Origin of the sequence: Rhizobium alarense (assembly GCF_021555155.1) — a bacterium.
GTDB classification, from domain to species: domain Bacteria; phylum Pseudomonadota; class Alphaproteobacteria; order Rhizobiales; family Rhizobiaceae; genus Rhizobium_D; species Rhizobium_D alarense.
Window position 1 is genome coordinate 1 of sequence record NZ_JAKGBU010000039.1, and the last position, 12,528, is coordinate 12,528.

Genomic DNA, 12,528 nt, shown 5'->3' on the forward strand with positions numbered 1-12,528 from the left:
TCCAAACCAAGACCCGGTGCCCCGATCGACGCGGAACCGTTCCGGCGGGCGCTGACGGGCTGCATCCGTTCGATTGCCGGCGATCCGGAGATAGAGGTGAGCTTCGCCAACGAACGGCCCGGCATGACCGGCGAGCGGATGCGGTTGCCGGAGATTTCCAAGCGGCCGACGCGCGAGGAACTCGCGGTCACGCGCGGGCTCGGCGATTCCATGGCGTTGCGCAAGGCCTGCCACGATGCCCGCATCCACGCGACCATGTCGCCGCAGGGTGCCGACGCGCGTGCCATTTTCGATGCCGTCGAGCAGGCGCGCGTCGAAGCGATCGGCGCCACGCGCATGAGCGGCATGGCGGCCAATCTCGGTTCGATGCTCTCGGAAAAATATGCCAAGGCGAATTTCGGGGCGATCAGCCGGCAGGCCGATGCACCGCTCGAGGAGGCCGTCGCGCTGCTCGTCCGGGAGAAGCTGACCGGCACGAAGCCGCCGGCGTCGGCGGGCCGGGTGCTCGATCTCTGGCGCGATTTCATCGAAGAGAAGGCCGGCCGGGACATGCAGGGCCTGTCGGCCGCTCTTACCGACCAGCAGGCCTTCTCCCGCGTCGTGCGCAACATGCTCGCCTCGATGAATGTCGCCGAACAGTACGGCGATGACGACGTCGAGCCCGACGACCAGGACAGCGAGACCGACGAGGACCAGCCGCGCAGCGACGAGCAGGACGACAGCACCTCCGAGGAGGAGGCGGGCGACGACGCCGCGCCGGCGGACGAGAACGAAACCTCCGACGACCAGATGGACGAAGGCGAGATGGACGGCGCGGAAATATCCGACGACGATCTCGTCGATGACGACAGCGACGACAGTGAGACGCCCGGTGAGGTGCGCCGTCCGAACCATCCGTTCTCGGATTTCAACGAGAAGGTCGACTATACGGTTTTCACCGAGGAGTTCGACGAGACGATTACTGCCGAGGAGCTTTGCGACGAGTCGGAACTGGACCGTCTGCGCGCCTTCCTCGACAAGCAGCTCGCCCATCTGCAGGGCGCCGTCGGGCGGCTGGCGAACCGGCTGCAGCGCCGATTGATGGCGCAGCAGAACCGATCCTGGGAATTCGATCTCGAAGAAGGCTACCTGGACACCGCACGGCTGCAGCGCATTGTGATCGATCCGATGCAACCGCTTTCCTTCAAGCGGGAAAAGGACACGAATTTCCGCGACACGGTGGTGACGCTGCTGATCGACAATTCGGGTTCGATGCGCGGGCGGCCGATCACCGTCGCCGCCACCTGCGCCGATATCCTCGCCCGGACGCTGGAGCGTTGCGGCGTCAAGGTGGAGATCCTCGGCTTCACCACCAAGGCTTGGAAAGGCGGGCAGTCGCGCGAAAAATGGCTTGCCGGCGGCAAGCCGCAGTCGCCGGGTCGGCTTAACGACCTTCGCCATATCGTCTACAAGTCGGCGGATGCGCCCTGGCGGCGGGCGCGCCGCAATCTCGGCCTCATGATGCGCGAGGGGCTGCTCAAGGAGAACATCGACGGGGAGGCGCTGATTTGGGCGCACAACCGGCTGCTGGCGCGTTCCGAACAGCGGCGCATCCTCATGATGATCTCGGACGGCGCTCCGGTTGACGACTCGACGCTGTCGGTCAATCCCGGAAACTACCTCGAGCGTCATCTGCGGGCAGTGATCGAGCAGATCGAGACGCGCTCACCCGTCGAACTGCTGGCGATCGGCATCGGCCACGACGTCACGCGCTACTATCGCCGTGCCGTCACGATCGTCGACGCGGACGAACTCGCCGGCGCCATGACCGAGCAGCTTGCGGCCCTCTTCGCCGACGAGGGTGCGTCGAGGAGGACCGGCCGTATGCGCCGGACCGCATGAGGGGTCTTGCGGAACGCACGGCACCGAGGATACGCGCGAGCGACAGAAGGCGGCCTCATGTGAAGCCCGTCTCCTTGCTCCTCGCCGCGACAGTTCTTGTCTCAATCGCCTTGGGCGCCACGCGCGCGGAGGATACGGCCGTTCCGGTCACCAGCCGCGTTATCGCCCAGTTCGCGATCGGCAACGACCGCAAGAATTTCGGCGCGCTGGAATTCATCGGCGGTGTCACCTATTCCTCGACCAATCCGCTGCTCGGCGCGATGTCCGGCATCCGCTTCGGCGAGGACCGGCAGACCTTCCTGGCGATTCTCGATACCGGCCACTGGCTGACCGGCAAGGTCGTGCGGGACAGGGAAGGCCGGATCGAGGCGCTTTCCGACGTCACGGTTGCCTCGATGATGGCAGAGGACGGGCGCGCGCAGATGTTCAAGGGCCTGGTGGATGCCGAAGGGCTTGCGCTTTCCGGTGACCGCGTCCTCGTCAGCTTCGAGCAGAGGCACCGGATAGACGAATATGGCGGGGCCGATTTCGTTGCGAAGCCGCCGGTCGGCAGCCTCGACATCCCGTTCGACCGGAGCGAACTGAGGAGCAACCAGGGCCTGGAGGCTCTTGCGGTCGCGCCTGCGACCTCTCCCCTCGGCATGGTGCCGGTCGTTGTCGCCGAGCGCAGCCTTGACGAGAACGGCGACCTCTACGCGGCGGTCCTCGAAGGACCGATGCGCGGCGAATTCCGCGTGCGGCGGCAGGATCCGTGGGACGTCACGGATGCAGCGTTTCTGCCCGACGGCGACCTGCTGCTGCTTGAAAGACGCTTTCGCCTTTCCGACGGCGTCGGCATGCGCATCCGCCGCATCGCCGGCGAAGATATAGAGCCGGGAGCCGTCGTCGACGGCGACGTGCTGATCGATGCCGACATGAGCCATCAGATCGACAACATGGAGGGGCTTGATGTCGTCGTCATGCCGGACGGAGACATCCGGATCATCGTCGTTTCGGACGACAACCACTCCATTCTCCAGCGCAATCTGATGCTGGAGTTTCGCCTGACGAACGGCGACTGACGTTCGGGCTGCTTCGCAGGCTCTCAAGTCTCCTGCCGAATGAAAACGACCGGGTGGCGTACCCGGCCGGTCTCGGTGACAAATGTTGCCGGGTCAGGCCGCCTTGCCCGCTCCGCCCACGCCGGGCATGGGCTTCAGCGTGCTCATCAGCGCGCCATAGGGCAGCAGCATGAGCACGCCGACCATAACCTTGACGCAGAAATCGCCGAGCGCCCAGGAGATCCAGCGCGGCGCCTCGAACGCAAGCGCGCCGAAGAGCGGCGCGCTGCCGATCGCGAAGTCGTCGTTCGGCCCGAAGACGACGAAGGCCGGCGCGAAGGCGAAGGAGAAGAACAGGGCCGTGTCGAGTGCCGAGCCGATCAGGGAGGCGATCAGCGGCGCCCGCCACCAACTTTGGCGGCGCAGCCTGTTGAACACGGATATGTCGAGAAGCTGGCCGGCGAGGAAAGCGGAGCCGGAGGCGATCGCGATGCGGGGCGCGGCAACGGCGAAGGAGAAGATCACGGCGACGGCGAAGCCGGCGGCAACGACCCGCCGTGCGACGCGCGGGCCGAACTGGCGGTTCGTCAGGTCGGTGATCAGGAAGGCGACCGGATAGGTGAAGGCGCCGTAGGTCAGCAGATCCGCGAGGTTGATACCCGCAAATGTACCCGGCAGCGGATATTGCACGAGGATGTTCGAAGCGACGACGACAAGCGTCATCAGGAGGATATAGACGAGGGTCGTGCGGTTCATTCGCATTTTTTTATCCTGGGAGATGCCACCAGCTGGAGGACGACGACGGCTTCAAAACATCAAGGCCTGGCCGGATGCCGGACAAGCCTTGAGCAAAGTCGCACGGGACGAAAGCGTCGGATCAGGCGGCTTCGGCGGTCTTCTTGGCGATCTGGCGGCGCAGCAGGCGGGCACGCATCGACAGCTCGGTCTCGTCGGCCTTCAGGAGGAAGGCGTCGAGGCCGCCGCGGTGTTCGACAGAGCGAAGGGCTGCAGCGGAGACGCGAAGGCGGAAACGCTGGCCGAGCGCGTCGGAGATCAGCGTGACGTTGCACAGGTTCGGCAGGAACTTGCGCTTGGTCTTGTTGTTCGCGTGGCTCACATTGTTGCCCGACATGACGCCTTTGCCGGTCAATTCGCAACTACGGGACATGGTACACCTATTTTTCTTGCGGTTTGGACAATACGCTTCCGGTGCCGTGCCCGGCCGCAGTCCATCTGGCCTTATTGGAAAGTTGCGGTTCTATAGTCATACCGGACGGTGGCGTCAAGCCAAACCTGCAGCGCTGCTGGAAATCGGTTGCAAACTGGCGCCTTATCCAGGCATTAGAGCAGGCAGGACCACAGGTGCTGAACCATGCGAGGCGCAGAAATGCCGCAAAGAACTTCTATGCGCCCCAAAGTCCCTTCTGTCACCCGTGGAGCCGTTGCAGCATGAAATTGCGGTCCGTCGCAGCAGCCATCGTCACGATCGCGCTCGGCCTTGCGCCGATCACGGGGCGGGCATCCTCCGCCGAGCACCAGACGGACTACAGCATCCGCCTGTCCGGCCTTCCCGTTGCCATCGCATCCTTCCGATCGGAGTTTTCCGGCAACCGGTACACGATTTCCGGCAGCATGAGTTCCGCCGGGCTTGCCGACATCCTGGCGAGCACACGCGGCACCACCGCCGTCAGCGGCACGGTCGGCCGCAACGGATTGCGGGCATCGAAATACTCGATGACCTACCAGAGCGGCAAGCGCGGGCGCAGGATCGATGTCACCTTCCGCAACGGCAATGTCGTGCGGGCGAGCATGGTGCCGGAGCGGCGCAAGCCCGAGAACTGGATTCCCGTCACCTCCCGCGACATGCGATCCGTGCTCGATCCGATTTCCGGCCTGATCTTTCCCGCCGATGCACGGGTCTGCCCGCAGACGCTGCCGATCTTCGATGGGGAATCGCGCATGGATATCAAGCTGACGCCCAAGGGGTCGAAGCCCTTTTCGACACAGGGATTCGAGGGCGAGGCGCTCGTCTGCGGCATCCGCTTCATCCCGAAGTCGGGCTATCGCAAGGGGCGCCACGACGTCGAGTACCTGCGCAAGCTGAGCACGATGGAAATCTGGTTTGCCAAGGCGGACGGTGTCAATGTATATGCTCCTGTCTTCGCACGCATCCCGACATCGCTCGGCCCCGTGACCGTCTCCGCGACACGTTTCGGCGACTAGGCCGACCGGAATCGACGGTTCGCCGTCGGGATGCCTGTCACTGGAGGGTTGGGCATGAGGTTACGGGCAACCCTGATCGGGTTCACCGCCATTCTGATGTGGGCGCTGCTGGCGCTCTTCACCGCCGCATCGGGGAAAATTCCGCCGTTCCAGCTTTCGGCCATCTGCTTCCTGATCGGCAGCTTGCCGGGCATTGCCGTTCTGATAGCGCGGCCCGGACGCCTGGCGCTGCTGAGGCAGCCGGCAAAGGTCTGGTTCGTCGGCGTCGCCGGCCTGTTCGGCTATCATTTCCTCTATTTCACGGCCCTGCGCAACGCCCCGGCGGTGGAGGCGGGACTGATCGCCTATCTCTGGCCGCTCTTCATCGTCGTGGGTTCCGCCATGCTGCCGGGCGAGCGGCTGCGCTGGTACCATGTGGCGGGGGCGCTTGCCGGTCTTGCCGGCACGACGCTGATCGTCGGCCGCAACGGCATCGATTTCGACGGCGCCTATGCGATCGGTTATGGAACAGCGTTCCTCTGCGCCTTCACCTGGGCGGGTTATTCACTCGTCACCCGCCGGTTCGAGGCGGTCTCGACCGATGTGGTGACCGGCTTCTGCCTCGCCACGTCCGTGTTGTCGCTGCTATGCCATCTCGCGCTCGAGACAACCGTCTGGCCCGCGACCGGGTTCGAGTGGTTCGCGGTGCTTGGTCTCGGTCTGCTCCCCGTTGGCGCGGCCTTCTATGCCTGGGACTTCGGGGTCAAGAACGGCGACATCCAGATTCTCGGTGCGGCGAGCTACGCCGCGCCCTTGCTGTCGACCCTCATCCTCGTCACGGCAGGTTTCGCGGAACCGTCCTGGCGGATCGCTGCGGCCTGCCTGCTCGTCACCGGCGGAGCGATCGTCGCCGCGCAGGACATGATCTTCCGTCGCCGGCCGGCGACGGGTGACGCCGTAGCGGAACGCGTCTAGAGTATTTCCGGTGAAAACGGGATCACTGGAAATACTCTAGAGTTTTGTTTTTACCGCATTATCCGACGTCGAAGCGATTCCGCTTCGACTGGAAATGCTCTAGCCGGGCGTCCCCGGCCGCCAGCCGGCAGGCGCCATCTCGAAGGACGCGAAATCGAAGCCGGGCGCGACGGTGCAGCCGACGAGGGTCCAGTCACCGAGCGGTTCCGCCGACTGCCAGGCATTGGCCGGCACCACGCCCTGCGGCCGCTGGCCGGCGGCGATATCGGGTCCGAGCACGAGCGTCTCGACCGCGGTTCCGTCTGCAGAGAGCATCAGCGCCAGAGGATCGCCGGCATAGTGATGCCAGATCTCCACCGCGTCGGTTACCCGGTGCCAGTGTGATTGCTCACCTCTTTCCAGCAGATAGTAGATCGCTGTTGAGTGGCCACGCATGCCGCCCCGGGAATCGCGAAATGTTTCCACATACCAGCCGCCTTCTGGATGACGCTGCATGCCGAGCGTTTCGATGATCACACGCGCCTCCATCAGAAACGATCCTTGCGGGCCCGAATTTCTGCGAAGACCTCGTGATTAGCGGCGTCGGCGAGGTCGAGATGGCGCCGGATCTCGGGATCGCCGGCGCGCAGGAAGGGGTTGGTCGCCTTTTCAAGAGCGATTGTCGTCGGGGCCGTGAAGCGACCGGCGGCGCGGGCCTCCTCGATCGCTGCCGCCCTTGCGACGAGGTCGGCATTGCCCGGGTCGATCGTCAGCGCAAAGCGGGCATTCGACAGTGTGTATTCGTGGCCGAAAAAGACCGCGGTGTCGTCCGGCAGGAGGGCGAGCTTCGATAGGGAGCGCCACATGTCGGCCGGCGTCCCCTCGAACAGGCGGCCGCAGCCGAGGGCGAACAGCGTGTCGGCCGCGAAGAGCAGCCGGTCCTTCGGAAGATGATAGCAGATATGGCCCGCCGTGTGGCCGGGTGTCCAGATAACGTCCACAGGATGTCCGGCGAAGTCGAAACGGTCGCCATCGTCGACGGGCCGGTCGAGGCCGGGGATGCGTGTCGCCTCCCGCTTAGGCCCGATGATCTCCGCGCCGAATCTCTGCTTCAGGGGGAGATTCGCCTCGACATGGTCGGTATGGTGGTGCGTCGTGAAGATATGGGTGAGGTTCCAGCCGCGGCGGATGAGTGCGTCGACCACGGCATTCTCCTCCGGGGCGTCGATGCTCGCCGTCGCGCCCGTTGCCGGTTCGTGGACCAGGACGCCGAAATTGTCGCTGCGACAGGGAAAGAGTTCAATTTCGAGCGTGGTCATGCAGTCTCCGCCGGTTCGTTTTCCATTGTCGAGGCGAATGTAGGGGTTGCGGCCTTGAAGTCCAACGGTCGGTCGCTAACATCTGCGGCATGCACGCCGACATCGTCGACCTTCGAGAATTCTATTATTCGGCCCTCGGCCGGCTCGCCGAACATTCGATTGCCATGGCGCTTTCTGCCATCTGGGCACGCATGCCGGAGGAGAGGCTGGTGGGTCTCGGCTATGCCGTGCCTTATCTGGACCGGTTCAGAGCCGATACCGAGCGAACCTTCGCCTTCATGCCGGCGGGGCAGGGGGCGGTCAACTGGCCGCTCGGCGAACTCTCCACGACAGCCCTTGTCTTCGATGAGGAACTGCCGCTTCCGGACGCGTCGATCGATCGGGTCTTGATGGTTCATTCGCTGGAATTTGCGGAAAACCCGCGCGAGACCATGAAGGAACTCTGGCGCATCCTGGCGCCCGGCGGCAGGCTCGTCATCGTTGTGCCGAACCGGCGCGGCGTCTGGGCCCGGATGGAACACACGCCTTTCGGCTCCGGCCGGCCCTATTCACGCCGCCAGCTGACGCATCTCCTGCGCGAGACGAATTTCACGCCGGGCGCGACGGCAGAGGCACTGTTCTTCCCGCCCTCGAAGCGGCGCAGCGTGCAGAAGCTGGGCGGAGGCTTCGAGCGGATGGGGCGGCTGCTCTGGCCGCTTTTTTCCGGCGTCATCGTCGTGGAGGCGCAGAAGCGTCTCTATCAGGGCCTGCCCGTCGCTGCCCGCGCGTCGCGTCGCGTCTTCGTGCCGGTGATCGCACCGCAGGGCGTGCCGACGACGCGCGGCAGTGCCGCGTCATAGGGCTCGACAAGCCGCCGCAACGCCGCTAATCCCACCACGAGACCCGCCATGGCCGCCCTTCGCGGATGTCGCGGTCGCGAGATCGCACGGCGGAAGGTGCACATATGTCAGGGCAGCAGTTCGATAAAATCGCTCTCATCGGTATCGGTCTCATCGGCTCCTCCATCGCCCGCGCTGTCCGGCAGAAGGGTCTTGCCGGCGAGGTGGCGATCGCCACGCGCAGCCAGCCGACGCTGGACCGGGCGCGCGCGCTCGATCTTGGCACGTCCTATACGCTTGATGCAGGCGAGGCGGCGAAAGACGCGGATCTCGTCATCGTGTCCGTTCCCGTCGGCGCGTCAGGAAGTGTGGCGGAGGAGATCGCCCCGCATCTGATGCCGGGTGCGATCGTCACCGACGTCGGATCCACCAAGGCCTCCGTCGTCGCGCAGATGCTGCCGCACATGCCGCGCAACGTGCATTTCATTCCGGGCCATCCGCTTGCCGGCACCGAGCATTCCGGTCCGGATGCCGGCTTCCCGGAACTCTTCCAGGGCCGCTGGTGCATCCTGACGCCCGTGCACGGCACCGACAAGGCGGCGAAGCGGAAGCTCGCGACCTTCTGGGAAGCGCTCGGCTCCAAGGTCGACGAGATGGACACGGAACACCACGACAAGGTGCTCGCGATCGTCTCGCACCTGCCGCACATCATCGCCTACAACATCGTCGGCACCGCCGACGACCTGGAGACGGTCACGGAATCCGAGGTGATCAAGTACTCGGCCTCCGGCTTCCGCGATTTCACGCGCCTGGCGGCGTCCGATCCGACCATGTGGCGCGATGTCTGCCTGCACAACAAGGACGCCATTCTGGAGATGCTCGCCCGCTTTTCGGAAGACCTCGCCTATCTGCAGCGGGCGATCCGCTGGGGCGACGGCGAAAAGCTCTTCGACCTCTTCACCCGCACCCGTGCCATTCGCCGGTCGATCATCGATGCAGGCCAGGACACGGCGGCGCCGAATTTCGGCCGTCCCGCCGACGGATCCAAATCCTGATGTTCAGAGCGGCGGCAGAACGCCGAGCGGGATCACGCCCATATAGATCGTCCCCTCGGTCACGGTCAGATTGACGCCGGCGTTCCGGCCGTCGCCGGAAAGTGCCGTTACGGTGTCGGCGATGTTGTCGACAAGGTCGCGTTCCTGCGGAAACACCTTCGCGGCAACGGACCGCCACGCCGCGATGTCCCGCATGTCGAGTTCGAAGCTGCCGGAGAGCAGTCCGTTCGCGTCGAAGGCGAAGGTGCCCGACAGCGTTGCCGCGACGCCGTCGCCAAGATCGAGCGAGAGGCGGCGAAGGTCGCCGCGAAGAGCCGCAGAGGCAATGTCTCGGGGCATGCGGCCCGCGAGCCAGCCTGCAGCATCCGCCACCGTCAGGTCCGCCTCGGCGTCAACCGTGGGCAATGCTTCGTCGCCGATCCGGAACAGCAGGTCGTCGAAGCTCACGGCGGCATCCAGCGCCTTTGCATTGCGGCGCAGGTGTGCCTCCCCGTGCCGCGCCTCGAAGCGCGCGCGATTGCCCGAAAGGCCGCCGGCGATGCCGCCGTGCAGGCCGTCATGCGCCAGCGAGCCGCGGTCGAGGCCGTCCGTGCCGGCAACGCCGCTCGCCTGCATCAGATCCCAGTCCGCGCTGACGATGAGGCCGGGCGAGACCCGCAGCTGGGCCGGACCATCGACCTCGACGACCGCATGGCCCGGCCGGTAGACCTGCGCCGCCGAGCGGAGGGCGCCGAGCGTCAGGGACGTTCCGGAGCCGCTGTCATCGATCCGGACGGAATCGCAGAAGACGCCGATGCGAAAGGGAAAGCCACGCAGGTCGAGATTGGGGCAGGCAACGACGACGGGACCGCTTTCGTCTGCGAAGCGCTCCTCGAGCAGTGTTCTGACCTTGCCCGCTCCATAGAACCAGGCACCCGTATAGAGCACCGCGACGGCAACGACGCCGATCGTCAGCCCTTTCAGCCGTCGGCCATAGGGACTGGCGATCTGCTGTTCTGAAACGGCCATGCTGGTCTCCGCAAGGTGGCGAGGCAAAGGTGATTTGGTTATATCTTTCGAAAGAGCGGCCAATTGCGGCGGCTTTTCGATGATGGCGGCAGGTACGCTTGGATATGAACGAGAATTGGGTTTTCGGCTACGGTTCCCTCATGTGGAATCCCGGTTTCGAGGTCGAAGAGAGCCTTCCTGCCCATCTCCACGGCTATCGCCGCTCGCTGTGCGTCCGCTCCTGGGTCCATCGCGGCACGGAACAGGATCCGGGTCTCGTGCTCGGTCTGGATCGCGGCGGATCCTGCCGCGGCATGGCCTTCCGCGTTTCGCCTGACAGCTGGCCGGCCGTGCTTGCCTATCTGCGCGAACGCGAACTGGTCACGCATGTCTATCGCGAACGGATCCTGCCAGTATCGCTGCCGGGCGGCGTCCGCAGGCCGGCGCTCGCCTATGTGATCGACCGCGGGCATCGGCAATATGCCGGGGCCTTGGCCACGGCGGAGGCAGCGGAAACGGTCAGCCGGGCTGTCGGCAGATCCGGGCCGAACATCGACTATGTGACGAATACGCTCGCCCATCTGCGCGACATGGGCATCCGCGATCACTGGCTCGAGGAGGTTGGCCGCATGGCCGCGGCCTTCAGTGCCGGCCTGGGATCATGAAGTCTCGCGCAGGCGCAGTTCGGCAAGGCGGGTCGCGGCGGTTTCGGGAAGCGGAACGTGCGGATTGGCCTCGGCGGTTTCGATGAGCAGCCGGTCGCTGGCGCTCTCCATGACCTCGATCAGATGGGCGAGAAAGGCGTCCGGATCCATGCCGGGCGCGACCGGCGGCAGAATGCGGACCTTGAAGTGGCCGGGGAAGCGCAGGAACTTCCGGCGCGGCCAGAAAAGGCCGGGATGCATCACGACGGGCACGACCGGCACCTTGAGATCGCGATAGAGTCGCGCGATGCCGTATTTGTATTCGGGCGGTGCGCCCGGCGGACGGCGGGTGCCTTCCGGATAGATGATGAGTTGGCGCCCGCTCGCCATTTCGCGCTTCGTGCGCTCCATGACTTCCGCCATGATCTTGCCGCGCGCGCCGCGATTGACCGGTACCATGCGCTGCTTGAGCACGTACCAACCAAAGAGCGGGATCCATGTGAGCTCGCGCTTCAGGATGTAGAAGGGATCGTCAAGCCAGGGCAGGAGTGCGTAAGCGTCCCAGAAGGACTGGTGCTTGGGGGCGAAGATGTAGCTGCTCTTCGGGATGTTCTCGAGGCCTTCGATCTCGAAGGTGGCGCCGACGATGACCTTGAAGAGCCAGTGGTTCGTCCTCACCCAGTTCTTCGGGACGATGTAGGCCTTCTTGCGCGGCAGGAGGAAGTAGACCGGCGTCAGCACGACCATCTGGGCGATGAGATTCAGGTAGAACGCGATATTGAACAGTACGGAACGTACGACGATCATCGGGCAGGACTTCTCCGCGGCATTGCCGCCTGCCTACACGGTTGCCGCCGTTTTCGCAAACGGCGTTCAGGCAGATCAGTCGAGCGAGGCCTGGCGCGCGGAATCCTGGCGAAGGCCGGTGGACCAGCCGGTTCCGGTCAGATCGCGCAGCGTCGCCAGCGAGTACTTCATGTATTCCGACAGCATGGTCTTCATCACCATCGGCTCCGAGAGCCAGTTGCGGCTCTTCAGGTCTGAATTGACCACCGGATAGGAGATGAAGTCGGTCTTCCTGTCGCTACGCCTCAGTTCGAGAAGGCTGCGCGGCATATGGTAGTTGTTCGTGACGACAAGCACGTGGCGGTAGCCGTGGTCGCTGATCCACTTGGCGGTTTCGTTGGCGTTGCCGATCGTGTCCAGCGCATCGTAGCCGATGTCGATGCAGCACTCGAAGAGCGACGACGAACTTTGCGTGAATTTGCGGATCTGGGTGCTGCTCGTCGTCGGGTGCACGCCGCTGATCAACAGACGCTGGCCGACGCCCTTGTCAAGCAGTTCGATCGCCTGATCGATACGCTGGAATCCGCCGGTCAGCACGACGATCGCGTCGGCCTTGGGATCGTCGGGCGGCTGCATGCTGGCGACCGTCTCCGCGAAATACAGGAAGCCACCGACCACAATCGCGAGGCAGAGCAGCATTACCGACAGGAAGACGCGCACCAGACGGCGCAGCGGACGAATCCGCCACCGCCTGCCAACCGGTGCATGACCGGACATGTCCGTCCCGGACTCGCCCATCGCCTTCATGATTCCTTCGTAGCCGAGGATTGCGGCGAGGTGTA

General features: G+C 64.7%; 14 protein-coding genes. 7 read left to right on the forward strand and 7 right to left on the reverse strand.

What is annotated here, in order from left to right:
* Both cobT and LXM94_RS13565 read left to right on the forward strand, forming a co-directional pair.
* A partial coding sequence (gene cobT / locus LXM94_RS13560; protein WP_235772002.1) for a cobaltochelatase subunit CobT occupies window positions 1–1,881 on the forward strand: 1,881 nt, incomplete at its 5' end.
* Between the two features lie 59 nt (window positions 1,882–1,940).
* Complete coding sequence (locus LXM94_RS13565; RefSeq protein WP_235772003.1) at window positions 1,941–2,942, forward strand: esterase-like activity of phytase family protein; 1,002 nt, start codon at window positions 1,941–1,943, stop codon at window positions 2,940–2,942.
* Window positions 2,943–3,035: 93 nt separating this feature from the next.
* Here LXM94_RS13565 and LXM94_RS13570 read toward each other — a convergent pair whose 3' ends face one another.
* Window positions 3,036–3,683 (reverse strand): VUT family protein, encoded by a 648-nt coding sequence (locus LXM94_RS13570; protein ID WP_235772004.1) that lies wholly within the window; start codon window positions 3,681–3,683, stop codon window positions 3,036–3,038.
* 115 nt (window positions 3,684–3,798) lie between these two features.
* The gene (gene rpmB / locus LXM94_RS13575; RefSeq protein ID WP_235772005.1) at window positions 3,799–4,089 is read right to left on the reverse strand and encodes a 50S ribosomal protein L28; all 291 of its coding nucleotides are present in this window, start codon (window positions 4,087–4,089) and stop codon (window positions 3,799–3,801) included.
* A gap of 281 nt (window positions 4,090–4,370) precedes the next feature.
* Between rpmB and LXM94_RS13580 the strand changes: the two genes are divergently transcribed.
* Both LXM94_RS13580 and yddG read left to right on the forward strand, forming a co-directional pair.
* On the forward strand, window positions 4,371–5,144 hold the full coding sequence (locus tag LXM94_RS13580; RefSeq protein ID WP_235772006.1) for a DUF3108 domain-containing protein: 774 nt from the start codon (window positions 4,371–4,373) through the stop codon (window positions 5,142–5,144).
* A 54-nt stretch (window positions 5,145–5,198) separates the two neighbouring features.
* Window positions 5,199–6,098: an aromatic amino acid exporter YddG gene (yddG, locus tag LXM94_RS13585; protein ID WP_235772007.1), complete on the forward strand. Its 900-nt coding sequence runs from the start codon at window positions 5,199–5,201 to the stop codon at window positions 6,096–6,098.
* Between the two features lie 99 nt (window positions 6,099–6,197).
* On the opposite strand, the gene LXM94_RS13590 is transcribed toward yddG, so the two are convergent.
* Both LXM94_RS13590 and gloB read right to left on the reverse strand, forming a co-directional pair.
* Window positions 6,198–6,626 carry a cupin domain-containing protein gene (locus LXM94_RS13590; protein WP_235772008.1) on the reverse strand — a complete coding sequence of 143 codons (429 nt, stop codon included), beginning with the start codon at window positions 6,624–6,626 and terminating at the stop codon, window positions 6,198–6,200.
* Window positions 6,626–7,396 (reverse strand): hydroxyacylglutathione hydrolase, encoded by a 771-nt coding sequence (gene gloB / locus LXM94_RS13595; RefSeq protein ID WP_235772009.1) that lies wholly within the window; start codon window positions 7,394–7,396, stop codon window positions 6,626–6,628. The genes LXM94_RS13590 and gloB overlap by 1 nt, the downstream gene beginning before the upstream one ends.
* 89 nt (window positions 7,397–7,485) lie before the next feature.
* On the opposite strand from gloB, the gene LXM94_RS13600 reads away from it, so the two are divergent.
* Together LXM94_RS13600 and LXM94_RS13605 are read left to right on the forward strand one after the other, a co-directional pair.
* On the forward strand, window positions 7,486–8,235 hold the full coding sequence (locus tag LXM94_RS13600; protein WP_235772010.1) for a class I SAM-dependent methyltransferase: 750 nt from the start codon (window positions 7,486–7,488) through the stop codon (window positions 8,233–8,235).
* A 104-nt stretch (window positions 8,236–8,339) separates the two neighbouring features.
* On the forward strand, window positions 8,340–9,269 hold the full coding sequence (locus LXM94_RS13605) for a prephenate/arogenate dehydrogenase family protein (RefSeq protein WP_235772011.1): 930 nt from the start codon (window positions 8,340–8,342) through the stop codon (window positions 9,267–9,269).
* A gap of 3 nt (window positions 9,270–9,272) precedes the next feature.
* On the opposite strand, the gene LXM94_RS13610 is transcribed toward LXM94_RS13605, so the two are convergent.
* On the reverse strand, window positions 9,273–10,277 hold the full coding sequence (locus LXM94_RS13610) for a DUF2125 domain-containing protein (RefSeq protein ID WP_235772012.1): 1,005 nt from the start codon (window positions 10,275–10,277) through the stop codon (window positions 9,273–9,275).
* Between the two features lie 104 nt (window positions 10,278–10,381).
* On the opposite strand from LXM94_RS13610, the gene LXM94_RS13615 reads away from it, so the two are divergent.
* The gene (locus LXM94_RS13615) at window positions 10,382–10,921 is read left to right on the forward strand and encodes a gamma-glutamylcyclotransferase (RefSeq protein ID WP_235772013.1); all 540 of its coding nucleotides are present in this window, start codon (window positions 10,382–10,384) and stop codon (window positions 10,919–10,921) included.
* Here LXM94_RS13615 and LXM94_RS13620 read toward each other — a convergent pair.
* Window positions 10,916–11,707 (reverse strand): lysophospholipid acyltransferase family protein, encoded by a 792-nt coding sequence (locus LXM94_RS13620; RefSeq protein ID WP_235772014.1) that lies wholly within the window; start codon window positions 11,705–11,707, stop codon window positions 10,916–10,918. The two genes, LXM94_RS13615 and LXM94_RS13620, sit on opposite strands and share 6 nt — an antisense overlap.
* 75 nt (window positions 11,708–11,782) lie before the next feature.
* Window positions 11,783–12,463 (reverse strand): YdcF family protein, encoded by a 681-nt coding sequence (locus LXM94_RS13625; protein ID WP_235772050.1) that lies wholly within the window; start codon window positions 12,461–12,463, stop codon window positions 11,783–11,785.
* Between the last annotated feature and the right edge of the window lie 65 nt (window positions 12,464–12,528).

Bases quoted from the DNA above. Each gene is read 5' to 3' on its own strand.
- LXM94_RS13570 (WP_235772004.1), bottom strand. From the start codon at position 3,683: ATGCGAATGAACCGCACGACCCTCGTCTATATCCTCCTGATGACGCTT.
- rpmB (WP_235772005.1), bottom strand. From the start codon at position 4,089: ATGTCCCGTAGTTGCGAATTGACCGGCAAAGGCGTCATGTCGGGCAAC.
- LXM94_RS13580 (WP_235772006.1), top strand. From the start codon at position 4,371: ATGAAATTGCGGTCCGTCGCAGCAGCCATCGTCACGATCGCGCTCGGC.
- yddG (WP_235772007.1), top strand. From the start codon at position 5,199: ATGAGGTTACGGGCAACCCTGATCGGGTTCACCGCCATTCTGATGTGG.
- LXM94_RS13590 (WP_235772008.1), bottom strand. From the start codon at position 6,626: ATGGAGGCGCGTGTGATCATCGAAACGCTCGGCATGCAGCGTCATCCA.
- gloB (WP_235772009.1), bottom strand. From the start codon at position 7,396: ATGACCACGCTCGAAATTGAACTCTTTCCCTGTCGCAGCGACAATTTC.
- LXM94_RS13600 (WP_235772010.1), top strand. From the start codon at position 7,486: ATGCACGCCGACATCGTCGACCTTCGAGAATTCTATTATTCGGCCCTC.
- LXM94_RS13605 (WP_235772011.1), top strand. From the start codon at position 8,340: ATGTCAGGGCAGCAGTTCGATAAAATCGCTCTCATCGGTATCGGTCTC.
- LXM94_RS13610 (WP_235772012.1), bottom strand. From the start codon at position 10,277: ATGGCCGTTTCAGAACAGCAGATCGCCAGTCCCTATGGCCGACGGCTG.
- LXM94_RS13615 (WP_235772013.1), top strand. From the start codon at position 10,382: ATGAACGAGAATTGGGTTTTCGGCTACGGTTCCCTCATGTGGAATCCC.
- LXM94_RS13620 (WP_235772014.1), bottom strand. From the start codon at position 11,707: ATGATCGTCGTACGTTCCGTACTGTTCAATATCGCGTTCTACCTGAAT.
- LXM94_RS13625 (WP_235772050.1), bottom strand. From the start codon at position 12,463: ATGTCCGGTCATGCACCGGTTGGCAGGCGGTGGCGGATTCGTCCGCTG.